Origin of the sequence: Spiroplasma endosymbiont of Dilophus febrilis, from assembly GCF_964030685.1 — a bacterium.
Taxonomy (GTDB): domain Bacteria; phylum Bacillota_I; class Bacilli_A; order Mycoplasmatales; family Nriv7; genus Nriv7.
Window position 1 is genome coordinate 691,072 of sequence record NZ_OZ034912.1, and the last position, 14,208, is coordinate 705,279.

General features: G+C 27.0%; 22 protein-coding genes. 1 reads left to right on the forward strand and 21 read right to left on the reverse strand.

What is annotated here, in order from left to right; genetic code table 4:
- Positions 1 to 190: 190 nt before the first annotated feature.
- Complete coding sequence (locus AAHF53_RS03765; RefSeq protein WP_342189519.1) at positions 191 to 1,213, forward strand: hypothetical protein; 1,023 nt, start codon at positions 191 to 193, stop codon at positions 1,211 to 1,213.
- 109 nt (positions 1,214 to 1,322) lie between these two features.
- Here the strand turns inward: AAHF53_RS03765 and AAHF53_RS03770 are convergent, their stop codons facing one another.
- The 21 genes from AAHF53_RS03770 to AAHF53_RS03870 all read right to left on the reverse strand — a co-directional run bounded on the left by AAHF53_RS03770 (position 1,323) and on the right by AAHF53_RS03870 (position 13,986).
- Positions 1,323 to 2,396: a DDE-type integrase/transposase/recombinase gene (locus AAHF53_RS03770; protein ID WP_342189520.1), complete on the reverse strand. Its 1,074-nt coding sequence runs from the start codon at positions 2,394 to 2,396 to the stop codon at positions 1,323 to 1,325.
- Between the two features lie 68 nt (positions 2,397 to 2,464).
- Positions 2,465 to 2,887 carry a hypothetical protein gene (locus AAHF53_RS03775; protein WP_342189521.1) on the reverse strand — a complete coding sequence of 141 codons (423 nt, stop codon included), beginning with the start codon at positions 2,885 to 2,887 and terminating at the stop codon, positions 2,465 to 2,467.
- Between the two features lie 57 nt (positions 2,888 to 2,944).
- On the reverse strand, positions 2,945 to 3,337 hold the full coding sequence (locus tag AAHF53_RS03780; protein ID WP_342189522.1) for a hypothetical protein: 393 nt from the start codon (positions 3,335 to 3,337) through the stop codon (positions 2,945 to 2,947).
- Positions 3,318 to 4,769: a hypothetical protein gene (locus AAHF53_RS03785; protein ID WP_342189523.1), complete on the reverse strand. Its 1,452-nt coding sequence runs from the start codon at positions 4,767 to 4,769 to the stop codon at positions 3,318 to 3,320. The genes AAHF53_RS03780 and AAHF53_RS03785 overlap by 20 nt, the downstream gene beginning before the upstream one ends.
- A gap of 24 nt (positions 4,770 to 4,793) precedes the next feature.
- Positions 4,794 to 5,039, reverse strand: coding sequence for a hypothetical protein (locus tag AAHF53_RS03790; protein ID WP_338967003.1), 246 nt, complete (start codon positions 5,037 to 5,039; stop codon positions 4,794 to 4,796).
- Positions 5,040 to 5,048: 9 nt separating this feature from the next.
- On the reverse strand, positions 5,049 to 5,375 hold the full coding sequence (locus AAHF53_RS03795; RefSeq protein ID WP_342189524.1) for a hypothetical protein: 327 nt from the start codon (positions 5,373 to 5,375) through the stop codon (positions 5,049 to 5,051).
- Positions 5,376 to 5,388: 13 nt separating this feature from the next.
- The gene (locus AAHF53_RS03800; RefSeq protein WP_342189525.1) at positions 5,389 to 5,949 is read right to left on the reverse strand and encodes a hypothetical protein; all 561 of its coding nucleotides are present in this window, start codon (positions 5,947 to 5,949) and stop codon (positions 5,389 to 5,391) included.
- Positions 5,950 to 6,163: 214 nt separating this feature from the next.
- Positions 6,164 to 6,691, reverse strand: a complete 528-nt coding sequence (locus tag AAHF53_RS03805; RefSeq protein WP_342189526.1) for a hypothetical protein — start codon at positions 6,689 to 6,691, stop codon at positions 6,164 to 6,166.
- Positions 6,692 to 6,722: 31 nt separating this feature from the next.
- Positions 6,723 to 6,959 (reverse strand): hypothetical protein, encoded by a 237-nt coding sequence (locus tag AAHF53_RS03810; RefSeq protein ID WP_342189527.1) that lies wholly within the window; start codon positions 6,957 to 6,959, stop codon positions 6,723 to 6,725.
- 15 nt (positions 6,960 to 6,974) lie between these two features.
- Complete coding sequence (locus tag AAHF53_RS03815; protein ID WP_338967749.1) at positions 6,975 to 7,205, reverse strand: hypothetical protein; 231 nt, start codon at positions 7,203 to 7,205, stop codon at positions 6,975 to 6,977.
- Between the two features lie 164 nt (positions 7,206 to 7,369).
- Positions 7,370 to 7,582: a hypothetical protein gene (locus AAHF53_RS03820; protein ID WP_215826178.1), complete on the reverse strand. Its 213-nt coding sequence runs from the start codon at positions 7,580 to 7,582 to the stop codon at positions 7,370 to 7,372.
- A gap of 73 nt (positions 7,583 to 7,655) precedes the next feature.
- Positions 7,656 to 8,498: a rolling circle replication-associated protein gene (locus tag AAHF53_RS03825; RefSeq protein WP_342189528.1), complete on the reverse strand. Its 843-nt coding sequence runs from the start codon at positions 8,496 to 8,498 to the stop codon at positions 7,656 to 7,658.
- 132 nt (positions 8,499 to 8,630) lie between these two features.
- Positions 8,631 to 8,930: a hypothetical protein gene (locus AAHF53_RS03830; RefSeq protein WP_338966992.1), complete on the reverse strand. Its 300-nt coding sequence runs from the start codon at positions 8,928 to 8,930 to the stop codon at positions 8,631 to 8,633.
- Positions 8,923 to 9,078 (reverse strand): hypothetical protein, encoded by a 156-nt coding sequence (locus tag AAHF53_RS03835; RefSeq protein WP_342189397.1) that lies wholly within the window; start codon positions 9,076 to 9,078, stop codon positions 8,923 to 8,925. Before AAHF53_RS03835 ends, AAHF53_RS03830 begins: the two co-directional genes overlap by 8 nt.
- A 171-nt stretch (positions 9,079 to 9,249) precedes the next feature.
- A complete protein-coding gene (locus AAHF53_RS03840; RefSeq protein ID WP_342189529.1) occupies positions 9,250 to 9,519 on the reverse strand; it encodes a hypothetical protein in 270 nt (89 codons plus the stop codon).
- Between the two features lie 2 nt (positions 9,520 to 9,521).
- Positions 9,522 to 10,319: a TIGR00282 family metallophosphoesterase gene (locus tag AAHF53_RS03845; protein ID WP_342189530.1), complete on the reverse strand. Its 798-nt coding sequence runs from the start codon at positions 10,317 to 10,319 to the stop codon at positions 9,522 to 9,524.
- Positions 10,320 to 10,333: 14 nt separating this feature from the next.
- Positions 10,334 to 10,660, reverse strand: a complete 327-nt coding sequence (ylxM, locus tag AAHF53_RS03850) for a YlxM family DNA-binding protein (protein WP_342189531.1) — start codon at positions 10,658 to 10,660, stop codon at positions 10,334 to 10,336.
- A gap of 7 nt (positions 10,661 to 10,667) precedes the next feature.
- A complete protein-coding gene (gene ftsY, locus AAHF53_RS03855) occupies positions 10,668 to 11,639 on the reverse strand; it encodes a signal recognition particle-docking protein FtsY (RefSeq protein WP_342189532.1) in 972 nt (323 codons plus the stop codon).
- Positions 11,640 to 11,662: 23 nt separating this feature from the next.
- On the reverse strand, positions 11,663 to 12,802 hold the full coding sequence (gene mnmA / locus AAHF53_RS03860; protein ID WP_338967488.1) for a tRNA 2-thiouridine(34) synthase MnmA: 1,140 nt from the start codon (positions 12,800 to 12,802) through the stop codon (positions 11,663 to 11,665).
- Between the two features lie 635 nt (positions 12,803 to 13,437).
- Entirely contained in the window at positions 13,438 to 13,611 is a 174-nt protein-coding gene (locus AAHF53_RS03865; RefSeq protein WP_342189533.1) for a hypothetical protein, read from the reverse strand.
- 51 nt (positions 13,612 to 13,662) lie between these two features.
- A complete protein-coding gene (locus AAHF53_RS03870) occupies positions 13,663 to 13,986 on the reverse strand; it encodes a hypothetical protein (RefSeq protein WP_342189534.1) in 324 nt (107 codons plus the stop codon).
- Positions 13,987 to 14,208 lie beyond the last annotated feature (222 nt).

Here is a 14,208-nt window from a genome sequence, read left to right on the forward strand (position 1 = left end):
ACAGACTTATGACAAGTACAAGAAGTTTTTTAAAAAAGGGATGATAAATTTAAAATAATGCAAAAAAATTTTTAAAATGGTTTATAATTAGATTCCAAGGCAAAGAGACTTTAGATTAATTTTTGGAGAAAGGAAAAGGTGTTGTAAATTTTATTAATTAGTAAAAATTAATGAAAGGAATTTGATTAATATGAAAAAATTTCTAGGAATTTTAGGAACAATAACAATAGCAGGAAACGGAATATCAGGCATTGTTGGAAATAAACCAGCAAAAATTAAAGAAAATAATAATTTACAAACAAGTAATTCAAAAGTTTTAAGTAGAAGTAAAAGACATAAAACACATGATAATAGTTGTGCGATGGGAGTAACTGTCGGGGCGGGTGTCGGCGGCGGTGGCGCGATTGGCGCAGGCACCGGAGCAGCTGCGGGAGCTGCAATAGGTAGTGTTGTCCCTGGTTTGGGTACCGCAGTTGGAGCACTAGTTGGTGGCACGGTTGGTTTTTTTACAGGTGCCGGTGTTGGTGGAGGAGTTGGGTTCTCTGCAGCACCAAATACATGTGCTAAAAATATTAATGAATATATTTTGAATACAGATTTAAAAATTATTAATTCTGATGATAACATTACAATATTAAATGAAGTTAAAAAACTAAACCAATCTTTGAATATTAATAACTTATATGTTACTGAAAAAACAAATACCTCAGCTAAAATAGTTGCTTCTAGTTCAAGCAATTATAAAACAGAAAGTGCCGTGGTCGTTAATTTTATTAATCAACGTCATTTAAGTTGAACTCCTGATTTGTTAAAAAACTGAGGAAATAATTATCATAAATGAAACGAAGAAGTTGAAAGACAAAAAATACAAGACGTCCCGCATTTTTGTACAGAACAAAAAAGAACTTGAAAAGATGACAAAAATTTTCAAATTAGAACTCAATTTCATTCATTACTTCAAAACATTGTTATAATTCAAAATCATTTTTATATAAAAGAATTATATAATAGGATTATAACACTAGAAAATGATTTATCTAATTTAAAAATTGAAGTTGAAAGGTTGTCTTCTGGAACGACATTATCTTTATGTGCTTCTTCGACGGGTCTTATTTCGTCAAGTAGTTCTATTGTTCCTGTTATCGGAAATATAGTATCATATATTTCTGGTTTAATTTCTGCATCTTGTTATTTAGCTAATGAATTTGCTTAATTAAAAAATAAATGAAAAAATCATTGTTAGGAACAGTTATTTTAATCAGAAAAGTAACAAGAACAAACAAGTTTAATTTTTTACAAACAAAATAAAAAAATTATAGGTTTTAAAAACCTTGTAATGTTTGAAAAGGTGATTTATTTTGTAATGATGAGTGACGGCGTTCAAAATTATAAAAGTAATAATATTTATTTAAATAATGTTGGATTTCATTTTGATTTAACTTTTTATTCTTAGAATAAAATAATTTGGTGTAGTGTTGGTGAAATCGTTCAATTTTACCATTTGATTGTGGTGAGCGAATCGGCGTGGTTTCGTGAACGATTCCGTTCTTCGAAAGAAAGGTTGTAAAAGACCTTTCTTTTACTTTGTATGATTTTTTATTACTTCAATTAGTAGTAGTAAATTCTGGAGCATTATCAGTACGAAGGCGTTTAATAGTTATACCAAGTTCTCCGAAATCTTTCATTGCTCTTTGTACAGCATTAATAGCATTGTTAGTTCCTAAACTATCATAAACATAACCAAATACTATGCGTGTCATTTCGTCAATGAAATCATAAATATAATATTTTTTATCAACCGGAAAATTTGATGTGGTAATAATTTTAGCATCCATTTGTAAAAGACCAATCTCTGAGACCTCATAACGCTTAAAATGGCGTTTTATTTTTTTGATTTGTTGTTTTAATTCTTTTCAGCGAGGGTCGGATTTAATTCAGCGATAAAAAGTTTTGATATTTTTCGGAATTTCTGAATTTTTAATATCATGAAAACCGATTTTTAAATTGTTAAATAAAGACCACATTCCGCCAGCTTGAAGATTTTTGTAATCAAAATATAAATCACATACTTTTTCACGAGAATTTAAACTATATTGATAATTAAGATTTTGTGGTTTTGTAGTTTTAAACAATAATAAATCTAAATTGTCAGAATAATAAGCGGTCATAATTTTTTCTGCTCAACGATAAAAAGTTTTCGTTGCATTCTTAAAATATTTTTTAATAAGTTTTGTTAAAGTAGTTTCTTCAATATAGAAATAAGTACATAAATTTAAATAGGCAGTAATGCGTTTTTTAGTTTTATAGTAATAAGGATTGCGGCAATTAGCACTTAATCAACTTTGGACTTTTGCTTTTAAATCTGCTAAATCAGCCCGGGAAATAATATATTTCATTTTTTAAACTCCTTAAAGTAAGAAAATCGTATTAAAAAATACGATTTTCAAGAATATTTATTAAATTGCTAATTTTTATTAGGCATTTCGGCAGAAAATGAGGTAATTATATAACCAGCTCGCCTATCATATCTGTCGAAAGTTGAAGCTTTTAAAATTGTAATTTTTACATTAACAATTTTATCAATATAATATTTATCATATTCACTATTAACATTAACAATTTTAGTCGTATTTTTTTTATAAAAATTAAAAACATAACCAGACATACTACCACCTTCAGGAATTGTAAGAGCAGAAACATCTTGAGGCAAATCATCTAATTTATCATCGGTGTTTCAAATATAACCAAGAGATGGCCATTTAAAAACATAACTATTTTGAATACTAGCAAACTTTAAATCATATTTATTTAAAATATTACTATTTTTACTACATCCAAAAATAAACATTACACAGACTAAATTTAAAACTGATAAAAATTTTCGCATAAAGAAAAATCCTCCTTTCAAAGGAATTATAATTTTATATAAAAATATTGGAAATATTTAAGAGAATTTTTTTAATATCATTAATAAAATTGCTAAAGGCACTACAAATTCAAATAACATCTGAAATGCTGGAATGACTTCAAACACTGGAAAGGCAGTTTTGGTAAAGTTAATCGTTGTTTTAGCAATATCGGCAAGGGGGCGAATTAAAAGATTAATCCCAGAAAGACCTAGTAATCAATTCAACACACTAACAGAAGCGTGTTGAATACCACAAGATATGGCACTAAATAAACCCCAATAAGAACAGGTGGGTGTAGGAATTAAATCATCCATATTGCCACTTATTCCGCCACCAATAAAAGCTGTTGAATTCAAAATGTTAAAATCGTATAAAGAATAATGATATTCAGTACTTTCATTTTTCTTTTTATATAGTGGAAATGTCATTGTAAAAATGCAATTTATTACTAGTGGCATTCCATAATTGGTTATCATATGCTTTTAAAACATTAAAATCTATTTGATAAGAGCTTTTACCAGTATTAAAACCATTGGCAGTTTGTTTATCTTTAACAAAGAAATAAGAGCGAAAAATCATATTCTTACTATTTTCGATTGTTGAACCAAAGTTAATCAAATATTGTTTGGGATAAAAAGTAATTAAGGAGCGGTAGAAAAAACCCATTTGTAAAACATTTTTAGGAATTTGTTGCGTTCCTTTGTAATCTAATTCTACATAAGTAGAAGTATCCATATCAAAACTTGCATAAAAGAATTGTACGAAAAAACCACCTAAAACTTTATAAATTTTATCAAATAAGCCATTAATAAAATCAATAGTTAAATCTTTTTGATAATGAAGCATAAAATCTTTAAAATCTGATTTTAATTTGTCATCATAGCGTAAAAAATGGAAGGTGTTACCATAATAATTAACTTGTCCAAAAAAGGTGTTAATAAAATCTATTCCAAAACTTGTTACTGACCCAAATTTTAAAATTGATTTACCATTTTCTAAAAACTCATTATTACCCACAATGCTACCATGCTCAGTTTTTATAGTAATAACATCACCAAAACTAGAAAAGGAAAGTTCTCTAAAAATAACTTTTTCAATAAAACCGGGTGGATATGAATTTTTACGACTTAAACTAAATTTACTATTTTGTTTAAAACCATTTAACTTAATTGATATTTCATTCATATATTTAAAATTCTCATCAAAGAAATTAAAAATTGGGACTCAATATAAATAGCTATAATTAAATTTATCAAAATCTCGGCGTTGTATCATCAAATAGTCTAACTTATCTTGAAACTGATTATACTGATATTCGCCATCATTTTTAGTTATTTCGGTTGGTAATGATTGCTCGTTATCTTTTCCAGGTAAAGATGGCATTTCGGCAGAAAATGAGGTAATTATATAACCAGCTCGCCTATCATATCTGTCGAAAGTTGAAGCTTTTAAAATTGTAATTTTTACATTAACAATTTTATCAATATAATATTTATCATATTCACTATTAACATTAACAATTTTAGTCGTATTTTTTTTATAAAAATTAAAAACATAACCAGACATACTACCACCTTCAGGAATTGTAAGAGCAGAAACATCTTGAGGCAAATCATCTAATTTATCATCGGTGTTTCAAACATAACCAAGAGATGGCCATTTAAAAACATAACTATTTTGAATACTAGCAAATTCCAATTTACAACTATTACCACATTGACTGAGGTTTGTAGCTCGTTTTTCTCGTTTCATAAAGGATTGTTCTATATTAGGTTTTGGTGGTTGTTTTGCATCAAAGAAGGCACCCGGAGGAACTAAACCAATAAAAGCGATAATTAACCACGACATAAATTTATACATATTTATTTGTCCTTTCTTCTATGTTTAACTTCTTAAAATTAAATATATTGTTGATAAAATACAAATCGTCCCTAAAATTTGGAAAATCGGATGTTGGGAAAATAACCTTATCATTGGTTTAAACAAATCTAAAATTTTAATATTATTTGATAAAACTTTATTAAAATATTCTAAACCCTCACGCACATAGGCTCACAAACCTAAAAAGTCATTTAAAGCAAAAATAGAAAAAACAGCAACAAGAATAAATAATATTATTAATTTAAACATTTTAAATACCTACCTTTTTATTCGCCGCCCATGTTGATTAAATCACGGTCTGTTTTTAGGACTATTACCACTAAATTTCTTAATCGGACCACTAGATGATTTTTTCTTAGCTCCTCAATTAGCAACTGATTTTTGATATTTTTTACGATAACCAACTTTTTGTCGTTCGATATGAATACCTAAAATGCCACCAATTACAAGATTTATCACAAGCATAATTAGCGGAAAAATAATAATGCGAATATCTGTTCCGGGAATGGTTAAAGTTCAAATTAAATCAAAAACTTTATAAAACATATCGCCAATTAAACTAGCCATTTTTTCTAAGTTTTCCATTTTTTAAACTCCTTTACTTGTTTTTCTTCTTCAGATTATTTTTTAACTTAGTAAGTATCTTACTAAATTTTTCCATTTTTAAATATTCTAATGCTTCAATATCCATCACATTATCATTTCAAAATTTATGTTGATAATTATCATTCAAAGCACGATTACTTAATTCACGCAAGAATGATAAATATTTATTATCATAAAGGTTTAAAATTGACATCGGAATTTTCAATTTAAAGAAATAAATGTCTAATTCCGGAATGCTACGGTACTTGATTTTGCGACCTTTTTTATCATTTTTAGCATTAATCAGAGTTAATCGTCATTGTTCGTATTCGCTTACCGATTTAAAAGTGCCGTAAATAACTTGTAAATAGGGTCGGAAAATACTAACTGGTTTTTTTCTAATACCAACAATTATTGAATTCGCAATATCGCGAACTTTAACTCATATATGTTCAGCTCGTTGCCCGCTTGCTAATACGATATGGGTAAATTGTCGAGCCGAAGCAAAATATTCTTGGGCGCATAAAGTTTTGTTAGGTGGGTAAAGATTTGAATAATTTTGAAAGAAAAGCAACTAAAAATTTATTACCTTTTTACTTGAAAAATAATTAATAAAACAAAATATTTAATATTAACAAACATATTCTTAATAAAAGGTTATAAAAACTAAGTAAAATGCTTATAAAAACAACATTAAAATAATTTTTTACAACAAAAATCATACATAAGAAATATATACTTAATTTGCATATTGAAATAATTTATAGTAAATGACTATTTTTTCTTTTTTAAAAAATACCTAAGAAAACTAAACGCGACCAATATTCTTGTAAACCTTGGGTTACTCTATCATTTTCTTTATAATCAGTTCCTTCTAAAAATAAGTTAGTTTCATCTCATAACAGTAAATGTTTTTCATCTAAAATTGGATAATTATAATCTAAAAGTGACATATGCCCTAATGAAAGCATTTGTTTATCTGTAATCGGAAAAGTAGAAATCGTTTTTCAACCACTTAATAAGTAAGAAGCTAAAACCATTAAAGCGGTTTTTCCAGTTCCTAAAGCACCAATTACTAAATTTAAAGGTGAATTTAATAAGAAATTAATAAAACTTCGACGAGCAAAGAAATGAGAAATTTTAGTATATAAAATATACAAAGCAATTAATAAATAAATAATATCAAATAACATTCGTCAACTTTGGGGATTATAATAATGCAAAATCGCACCATAGAATCACGCAATAATAAATAAAGTGCGATTTAAAGCCACAAAATCATATAGTCTTAAATTTATTTTTTTAAACAATAGCATCACTTAAATCACACTTTCTTTATTTTTATTACTATCTGCCGGGCATTAATTTTTCAAACATTTTGAAAGCGATTAAAAATAAACCAATAATCACGCCAAGCAAGAAAACTCAATATGTAGCAAAAAAATTAACGATATTTGGCATATTGCCACCAATAATATCAGTTCAAATATTACCGAACGCTGTAATTAATGCTTTTCATAAGTTAGTAACCGCTTGTTCACCAGTAATTTTTGCTGGTGCATCGGCCAAGAAAGTTCCAATCATATAATCACCCCCTTTCTAAACAAAATATGATTTAACCTTATAAAATAAAATAACCATAAATAAGATAATGAATACTAATACCATTCAAAAGGCAATATTGGCTATTAAAAGTCAAAGTAGTTCTTTGGTTAAATCAATTTCTTTACCAGAAACTCACGCCGGAATAACTTTAATTTGAATAAATAAATCTCAAAAATATGATTTTATCATTTCTCAATCTAAATCTTTTCAAGCAACTAAAAACATAATAATTACCGCTTAAAAGGTCAAAAGAGTAGAAAAATAATTGCCGAGAAGAGCATTACAATTATTAAAATTGAAAACAAAAATACAACTTGGGGTGGTAAATCGGCAGTTGGATAAATTAGTTCAATTAACTCAATAATTATTTTTTTAAACATTTTCTAAACCTACTTTTTAATTTCTTTTTCATCTTGTTCTAATAAATTTCGCTTAAACTTTGCAATAAATATTCGTTGTGCATAAGTAAAATCTTTTGGCAACTGCTTTGCTTCGCTACCATATTTCTTTTTATCTTTAAAAAACCGATAAATATTAACCGCAATATAGTATGCTAGTAATAATGTTAAAATCGTAAAAAATACTAATCCAAATATACTCATCTTTCTTTTCTCCTTAATTTTTTAATTTTTAATTCTTATTTTAAATTGCAATTTTTCTTTCATTTTTTAACTCTTAATGTTTCATTTTTCTTAGTTGATTTCTAAATCTTAAACTTTCTAATGAAGCATAATTTGCACTTTCAAAGTCTATATAATTAATATTTTTAAATTCATAGATTGCTCCGCACATTTTAGTTTTAAAATTATTAACTGTTGATTTTAAGTACTTTACAAATTCAGAATTTACGGTTCTATTAACAATATTATTCAAAGTATCGGTAAATATTTGTTTTCTAGTAATGGGATTTTGACAGCTATAAGAGAATTGATAAGCCTTGATATTTAAATCATATTGATTTAATGATTTTTCGTTCAGGACATTTTTAGTTATATATTTGGAGCAATATTTTACAACCATTTCATTAGTATTTTCACGAACTCTAATATTTTTATTAATTCCATAAGGTCAAAATTGTAAAATAATTTTATGGGGTATTTTTTCGGTGATTAAAATATGAAAATGAATAACGCCTCGTTTCTGATATTCATAGGTATACAAATACTTAATATTTTTATTTTTAACTTTAAATCAATATTTTAATTTTTTTAAAAATTTATTTAAATCACGCTTACATTTTCTAATGTCAAATTCATTAACATCAGCATAAGTAAGAGTTAAAAATGTAAGTTTTTTACAATCTCAAAAATTATGATATGCCTTCCGAATAACATTAGATTTTGCACGAATATTACTATTAAGCAGTTTTGTATCGCAATTACCCTTATTTTTTAAACCGTTAACATTGCGGTTATTTGCTTTGATATGTTCTAAAGGCATAACAATATTACGAATGTATTGACCGTAATAAATAGTTTTCATATAAAAATCAATCGGATTTTGAAGTTGTAAATTCATATTTTATGCTCCCGTTTTAGATTTTCGCCAGTTGTGTTATTTAATCAAGTAATAGTCGGCTTCGCCGACTAACCCGCTAGCGGGCGGGGCATACGCCTTCCGCACCGCTTCGCAGACCGAAGTGATTATCAACTAACTGGACAAGTTTTTTTGATTTTTTGATAATTCAATTTTTTGCAAGTTAACTATTTTGGGGGTTTTTTCAAAAGTTAATTCGCAACTAAAAAATGATTTAACGTTTTCTTTTAACAGTTTATAAATTTCTTGTTGTTCTAGATTGTTATCATCAATTCATAAAGCCTTTTGTTCGCCGGTAGGCTCAAATAAGTCATTTTCATAACGCAAAAATTCGGCAGAATAACCTGACATCATAGAGCCATCTTTATTTTTAAATATTTTTCTTTTTATACTAACTAATTTAACTTTAAACATTATTATCTAAATTCCTTTTACTTTTATTTTTTAAAATTTTTTTAATATGATTAATAAATTTTTTCTCACAAGCAACATGCAAATATCGTTTATCACTAAATAGATGTAAACACCAGCGACATATTTTATAATTTATCTTTCCTTTCAAAATTTAAAAACCCTTTTCATCGCAAGAATTACAGATTCCAACTGTATTTTTATTACCAATGACATAGCTTTCGCTGTCGCATTCAATACAAAATATTACTGCCAAAAGAAAACACCCCCTAAAAGTTTGTAGAAAACAAAATCTTGTCATATGTATATGGTTTCTACACCCTTAATCAGCTTTACTATTGAAAAAGTCATGAACAAAAATAATTAATTTGTTTTTATTAATATCAACTTGATAATTAGCCGACAAGGAAAAGCAATCACTCATTATTAATGAATGCTTTCTAATTTCGGGTTTTTGAATTGATAAAACTTCGCTAACACTAATTCTTAATAAATTATAAATTCGACGGAAAATAAAATATAAAACAAAAACAACGATAAATGCTAGTAAAAATCACATTCAATAATTTCGTAAAAAATTAATAAAAATCATAATTATTTAATAACCTTAGGATATTCTTTGTGTGGATTAATATTAATATTTTCAATTTTTATAACTTTATTAGTAATATCATCAATAAATAAAACAATACCATTAATTTGCCCCTCACCAATTGCTGGTTTAAATTTAATTGGCAAATTATTTTTCTGACGATAAATAACTTCCGTTGGATTAGCACCAATAATTGAATAATAAGCTCCCGTCATTCCAATATCAGTAATAAATCCTGTTCCTTTTGGCAAAATTCTCGCATCATTAGTTTGTACATGCGTATGCGTTCCTCATAATGCTGTAATCTTACCATCATAATTTCAAGCTAAAGCAATTTTTTCAGCACTTGCTTCAGCATGACAATCAACTAAGTGAATATCACTGCCATCTTCTTTTAAGAGCGTATCCATTTCAAAATATGCATTTTGTGATGAACCCATAAAAGCATTACCAATTAAATTGGTAACGCGAATTTTTTTATCTTTAACAGTAAATATTGAAGAACCTTTACCAGAATGGTAAGGATTACTATTTAATGGTCGTAAAATAGCATCATTATCAATGATTAAATCTAACATATCCGGCTTATCAAATGTATGATTACCACCCGTAATCACATCAACCTTAATTCGCTTTAAAAAATTATAATGCTCTTTAATCATTGATTTTCCATGACTAATATTTTCTCCATTAACAATGACAAAATCAATTTGATAATCTTTTCTTAATGATGCTAAATATTCTTCTAAAATACTACGACCAACTTGACCATAAATATCACCAATAACTAAAATATTCATATTTTTCCTTCTTTCTAATCAATTTTTCTTAACTCAGCAATTAACATTTCCACATTTGCTTCCGTTTCATTTTCATAATATGCATATAATGTTTTTCGACGAATATCTTTTGCTAATAACTGCATCTTTTCTTCATAAGTATTTAGGATATTAATTATCTTACTAATCGCATCGTGAACAGCACTACGCGAAACATTTAATTCATTAGCAATCTCTTGTAATGAAAAATTTTCCATTAAATAAAGCGAAAAGTATTTTTGCTGTTTCGATGTTAATAACTTACTATATAAATCATATAATAAATTTAATTCATTAGTCTTACTAATATCTCACATTTTCATCCTTATCCTATCTACTAGTAACTTCTTTTGTTGTTAATCCTTGAATATATTGTTCTAAATCAAATTCTTCCAAGTCATCAAGTTTTTCACCAAGACCAATATATTTTACAGGAATATTTAAACTTTCTTTAATCGCTAAAATAATTCCTCCCTTAGAAGAACCATCCATCTTGGTTAAAATAATTCCCGTAACTGGGGCTACCTCGGTAAAATTTTGTGCTTGGGAAATGCCATTTTGTCCCGTTGTGGCATCAACTACTAATAATGTTTCATGGGGGGCATCAATGATTACCTTTTGAATAACTTTATATATTTTATTTAATTCATTCATTAAATTAGTTTTAGTTTGTAACCTGCCCGCACTATCACAAAGAACAACATCAACTTCTAATTCTTGACCTTTTTTAATACCCGTATAAATAACACTAGCAGGATCTTGTTGTTCTTTACTAGGCACCACAATTGGCACTTGCAAGCGTTTTGCTCATTGCGATAATTGTTCAACAGCACCAGCTCTAAAAGTATCCCCTGCTACTAATAAAACTTTTTTATTTTGTTGTAATAGCAAATAAGCTAATTTAGCAATTGATGTTGTTTTACCAGCACCATTAACACCAACAACCAAAATAACATTTAATTGATTATCCAAAACATTTAAAGTCGTTGTAATAAACGAATTACTAGCATAAACAGCAAACATCTTATCAATAATAAGTTCATTAATTATTTCAGGATCCTTAATATTATTAATTCTAACTTCATTTTTAATTTCATTAACAATTTGCAATGCCATTTTAACGCCAACATCAGCTAAAATTAATGTATTTTCTAATTCTTCAAAATATGTTTCATCAATAACACGATGCTTAGTAACTAAAATCTGTAATTTTTGTAAAAAGGATTTTCGGGATTTATTCAACCCTTTTTCATATTTTAAAGAGCTTTTAGATAAAATTTTATCTTTTAATTTTTTTAACATTAATTCCTCCTAATATGCATAACTTATAAATAATTTAATAATTTATCATCATTAAATACTTGATCAATTACTCCACTACCTAAACAAACATCACCTTGATAAAATACTGCAACTTGCCCTGGAGTAAGAGCTCTTACCTTATTTGCAATAACAACATTAACACAATTATTATCTAATAATAATAATTTGACATCATAAGAAATTTGTTGATAACGAAACTTTGCTGTAATCGGTAAATTTAATAATGGTAAAGAATTATTAATTCAGTTAACATCAGTAACTAAACAACCATTAGCTCATAATCATTCCTTATCACTGCCACTAGCAACAAAAAGAATTTTTTGATGATAATCTTTACCAACAACAAAATAACGATTATTCATTCCTGATAAATCAATGCCCTTTCTTTGACCAATCGTATAATACATAATCCCTTGATGCGTCCCAATAACTTTATTACTTTTAATATCAACAATATTACCAACTTGGGCAGGAATATAATTTTGTAAAAATTGTTTAAAATTCCTTTTACCAATAAAACAAATTCCTGTTGAATCTTTTTTATTAGCTGTTACTAAATTTAATTTCTTAGCTAATTGCCTAACTTCCACTTTTTTAATATCGCCTAAAGGAAAAATAGTTTTTGCTAACTGTTCTTGATTTAATTGTGATAAAAAATAAGTTTGATCTTTTGTTTCATCCTTGGCTTTTAATAATTCATATTTTTTTGTTTCATCATTATATTTAACTTTAGCATAATGTCCCATAGCAATATAATCAGCATTTAACTTTTCCAATGCATAATTTAAAAAAGCAGAAAATTTAATATATTTATTACATAAAATATCAGGATTAGGGGTGCGTCCTTTTTTATATTCTTCTAAAAAATAAGTAAACACATATTGTCAATATTCCTCAACAAAATTAATACGATATAAATCAATATTTAATTGTTCAGCAACTTTTTTAGCATCTAAATAATCAACTTGCATTGGACAAATAGCATCGTTAATCGATTTATTTCCTAAAATATCATTATTTACTAATGAATCTCAATTACGCATAAATAATCCAATAACATCATATCCTTGTTGTTTTAATAAATATGCCGCAATGGAAGAATCCACTCCCCCACTCATACCAATAACAACTCGTCCTTTCATCAATTTCACCTTCTCAAATTTATTAACTTTCCCTATTAATTTTACAACAAATAGCAATAAATTACATCTTTTTATAATTTAGGAGTATTTTTAAGAAAAAATAATTAAAAATCCTAATAATAATGGATAATAATAATTTCTTATTATCACTATTATTAGGAACAAGGAAAATGATATCCTGTAATTTTATTGGTTTGTTTCTATTTTACCTTTTTCAGAATTTATTTTTAAAACTTAATTATTTTTCTAATGCTAACTATGAAATCAATATATTTTCTAAAATTTTATTCTAATTGCAATTTTTGTTATTTTAACATTGCATTACTTAATGGTTATTATATTGCAAAAACTATTGATGAAATTGTCTAATATTTGTTTGTAACTGTGCTTGATAATCTTTTTGTTTATATATCAGAACAATATTATATTTATTGATTTTTAAGCAAAAAAAATTAAAATCACAATAATAATTAAAGAAAGTGAAATTCCCAATACAGCGATTAAAGTCTTATTATTTAATTTTTTTGGCAACAAACAACTTGAAGTTAACTTTATTTTTTTGTTTCTTTTTGAAGTTTGTTTTTGTTTAGGATTTAAGTTTAACTGCTTTTTTTGTTGAAACAATTTCCGCATTCTTAAAAATTGCTCATTAGGTTTTTTTGGAATTTCTTTATACGATGCGTTGGTTTTTGTCAAATAATATCTGATTCTGAACCTGAATCATCAAGTAATCCCCGATATTCTTCTTTCGCTTGTGGCTTTTCACTTTCTTGTCTTTTTGCAACAAGATCCTTTTTCTTCTTAGTCATATTATTCGTTCCCTTCTTAATTCCTCTTTTAAATAACAAAATCTATTATTTTTAACTAAACAAAGCGGTTTTTTGTCTTTTTTCTTCTTCTGTTTTCTGTTTTTGTTCTGTTTCTTCTTTACTGTTTTTTTCTCTTGCTTGCTTTTCTTTTTCTTGTTGTCTTTTTTCTCTTGCTTGTTTTTCCTTCGCTTGTTGTGCTAACATTTGCTCTGCTACTTTGGCAGTTTCTGCTTCAAGGTTAAAAATTATACTCCGATCAAAACTAGTTCCTGCTTGTGGTTCATTAGATAATAATTCCTTTTGTGGAAATAGTTTTGGGGTGTCATTAAATTTATTTTTCGGTTTAGCACCTGTCGCATCTCATTGTGTTTCCAACCAAGTTGTCGTTGCTACTGAATCTACTTGCTCTGCGGATGGGTTTCAGACTGGTAAATCTTTTGCAATTTGTTGGTTATCATTATTTACGGTCGCGTTTAGTTTTCTTAGGTATTTTTTAAAAAAGAAAAAATAGTCATTTACTATAAATTATTTCAATATGCAAATTAAGTATATATTTCTTATGTATGATTTTTGTTGTAAAAAATTATTTTAATGTTG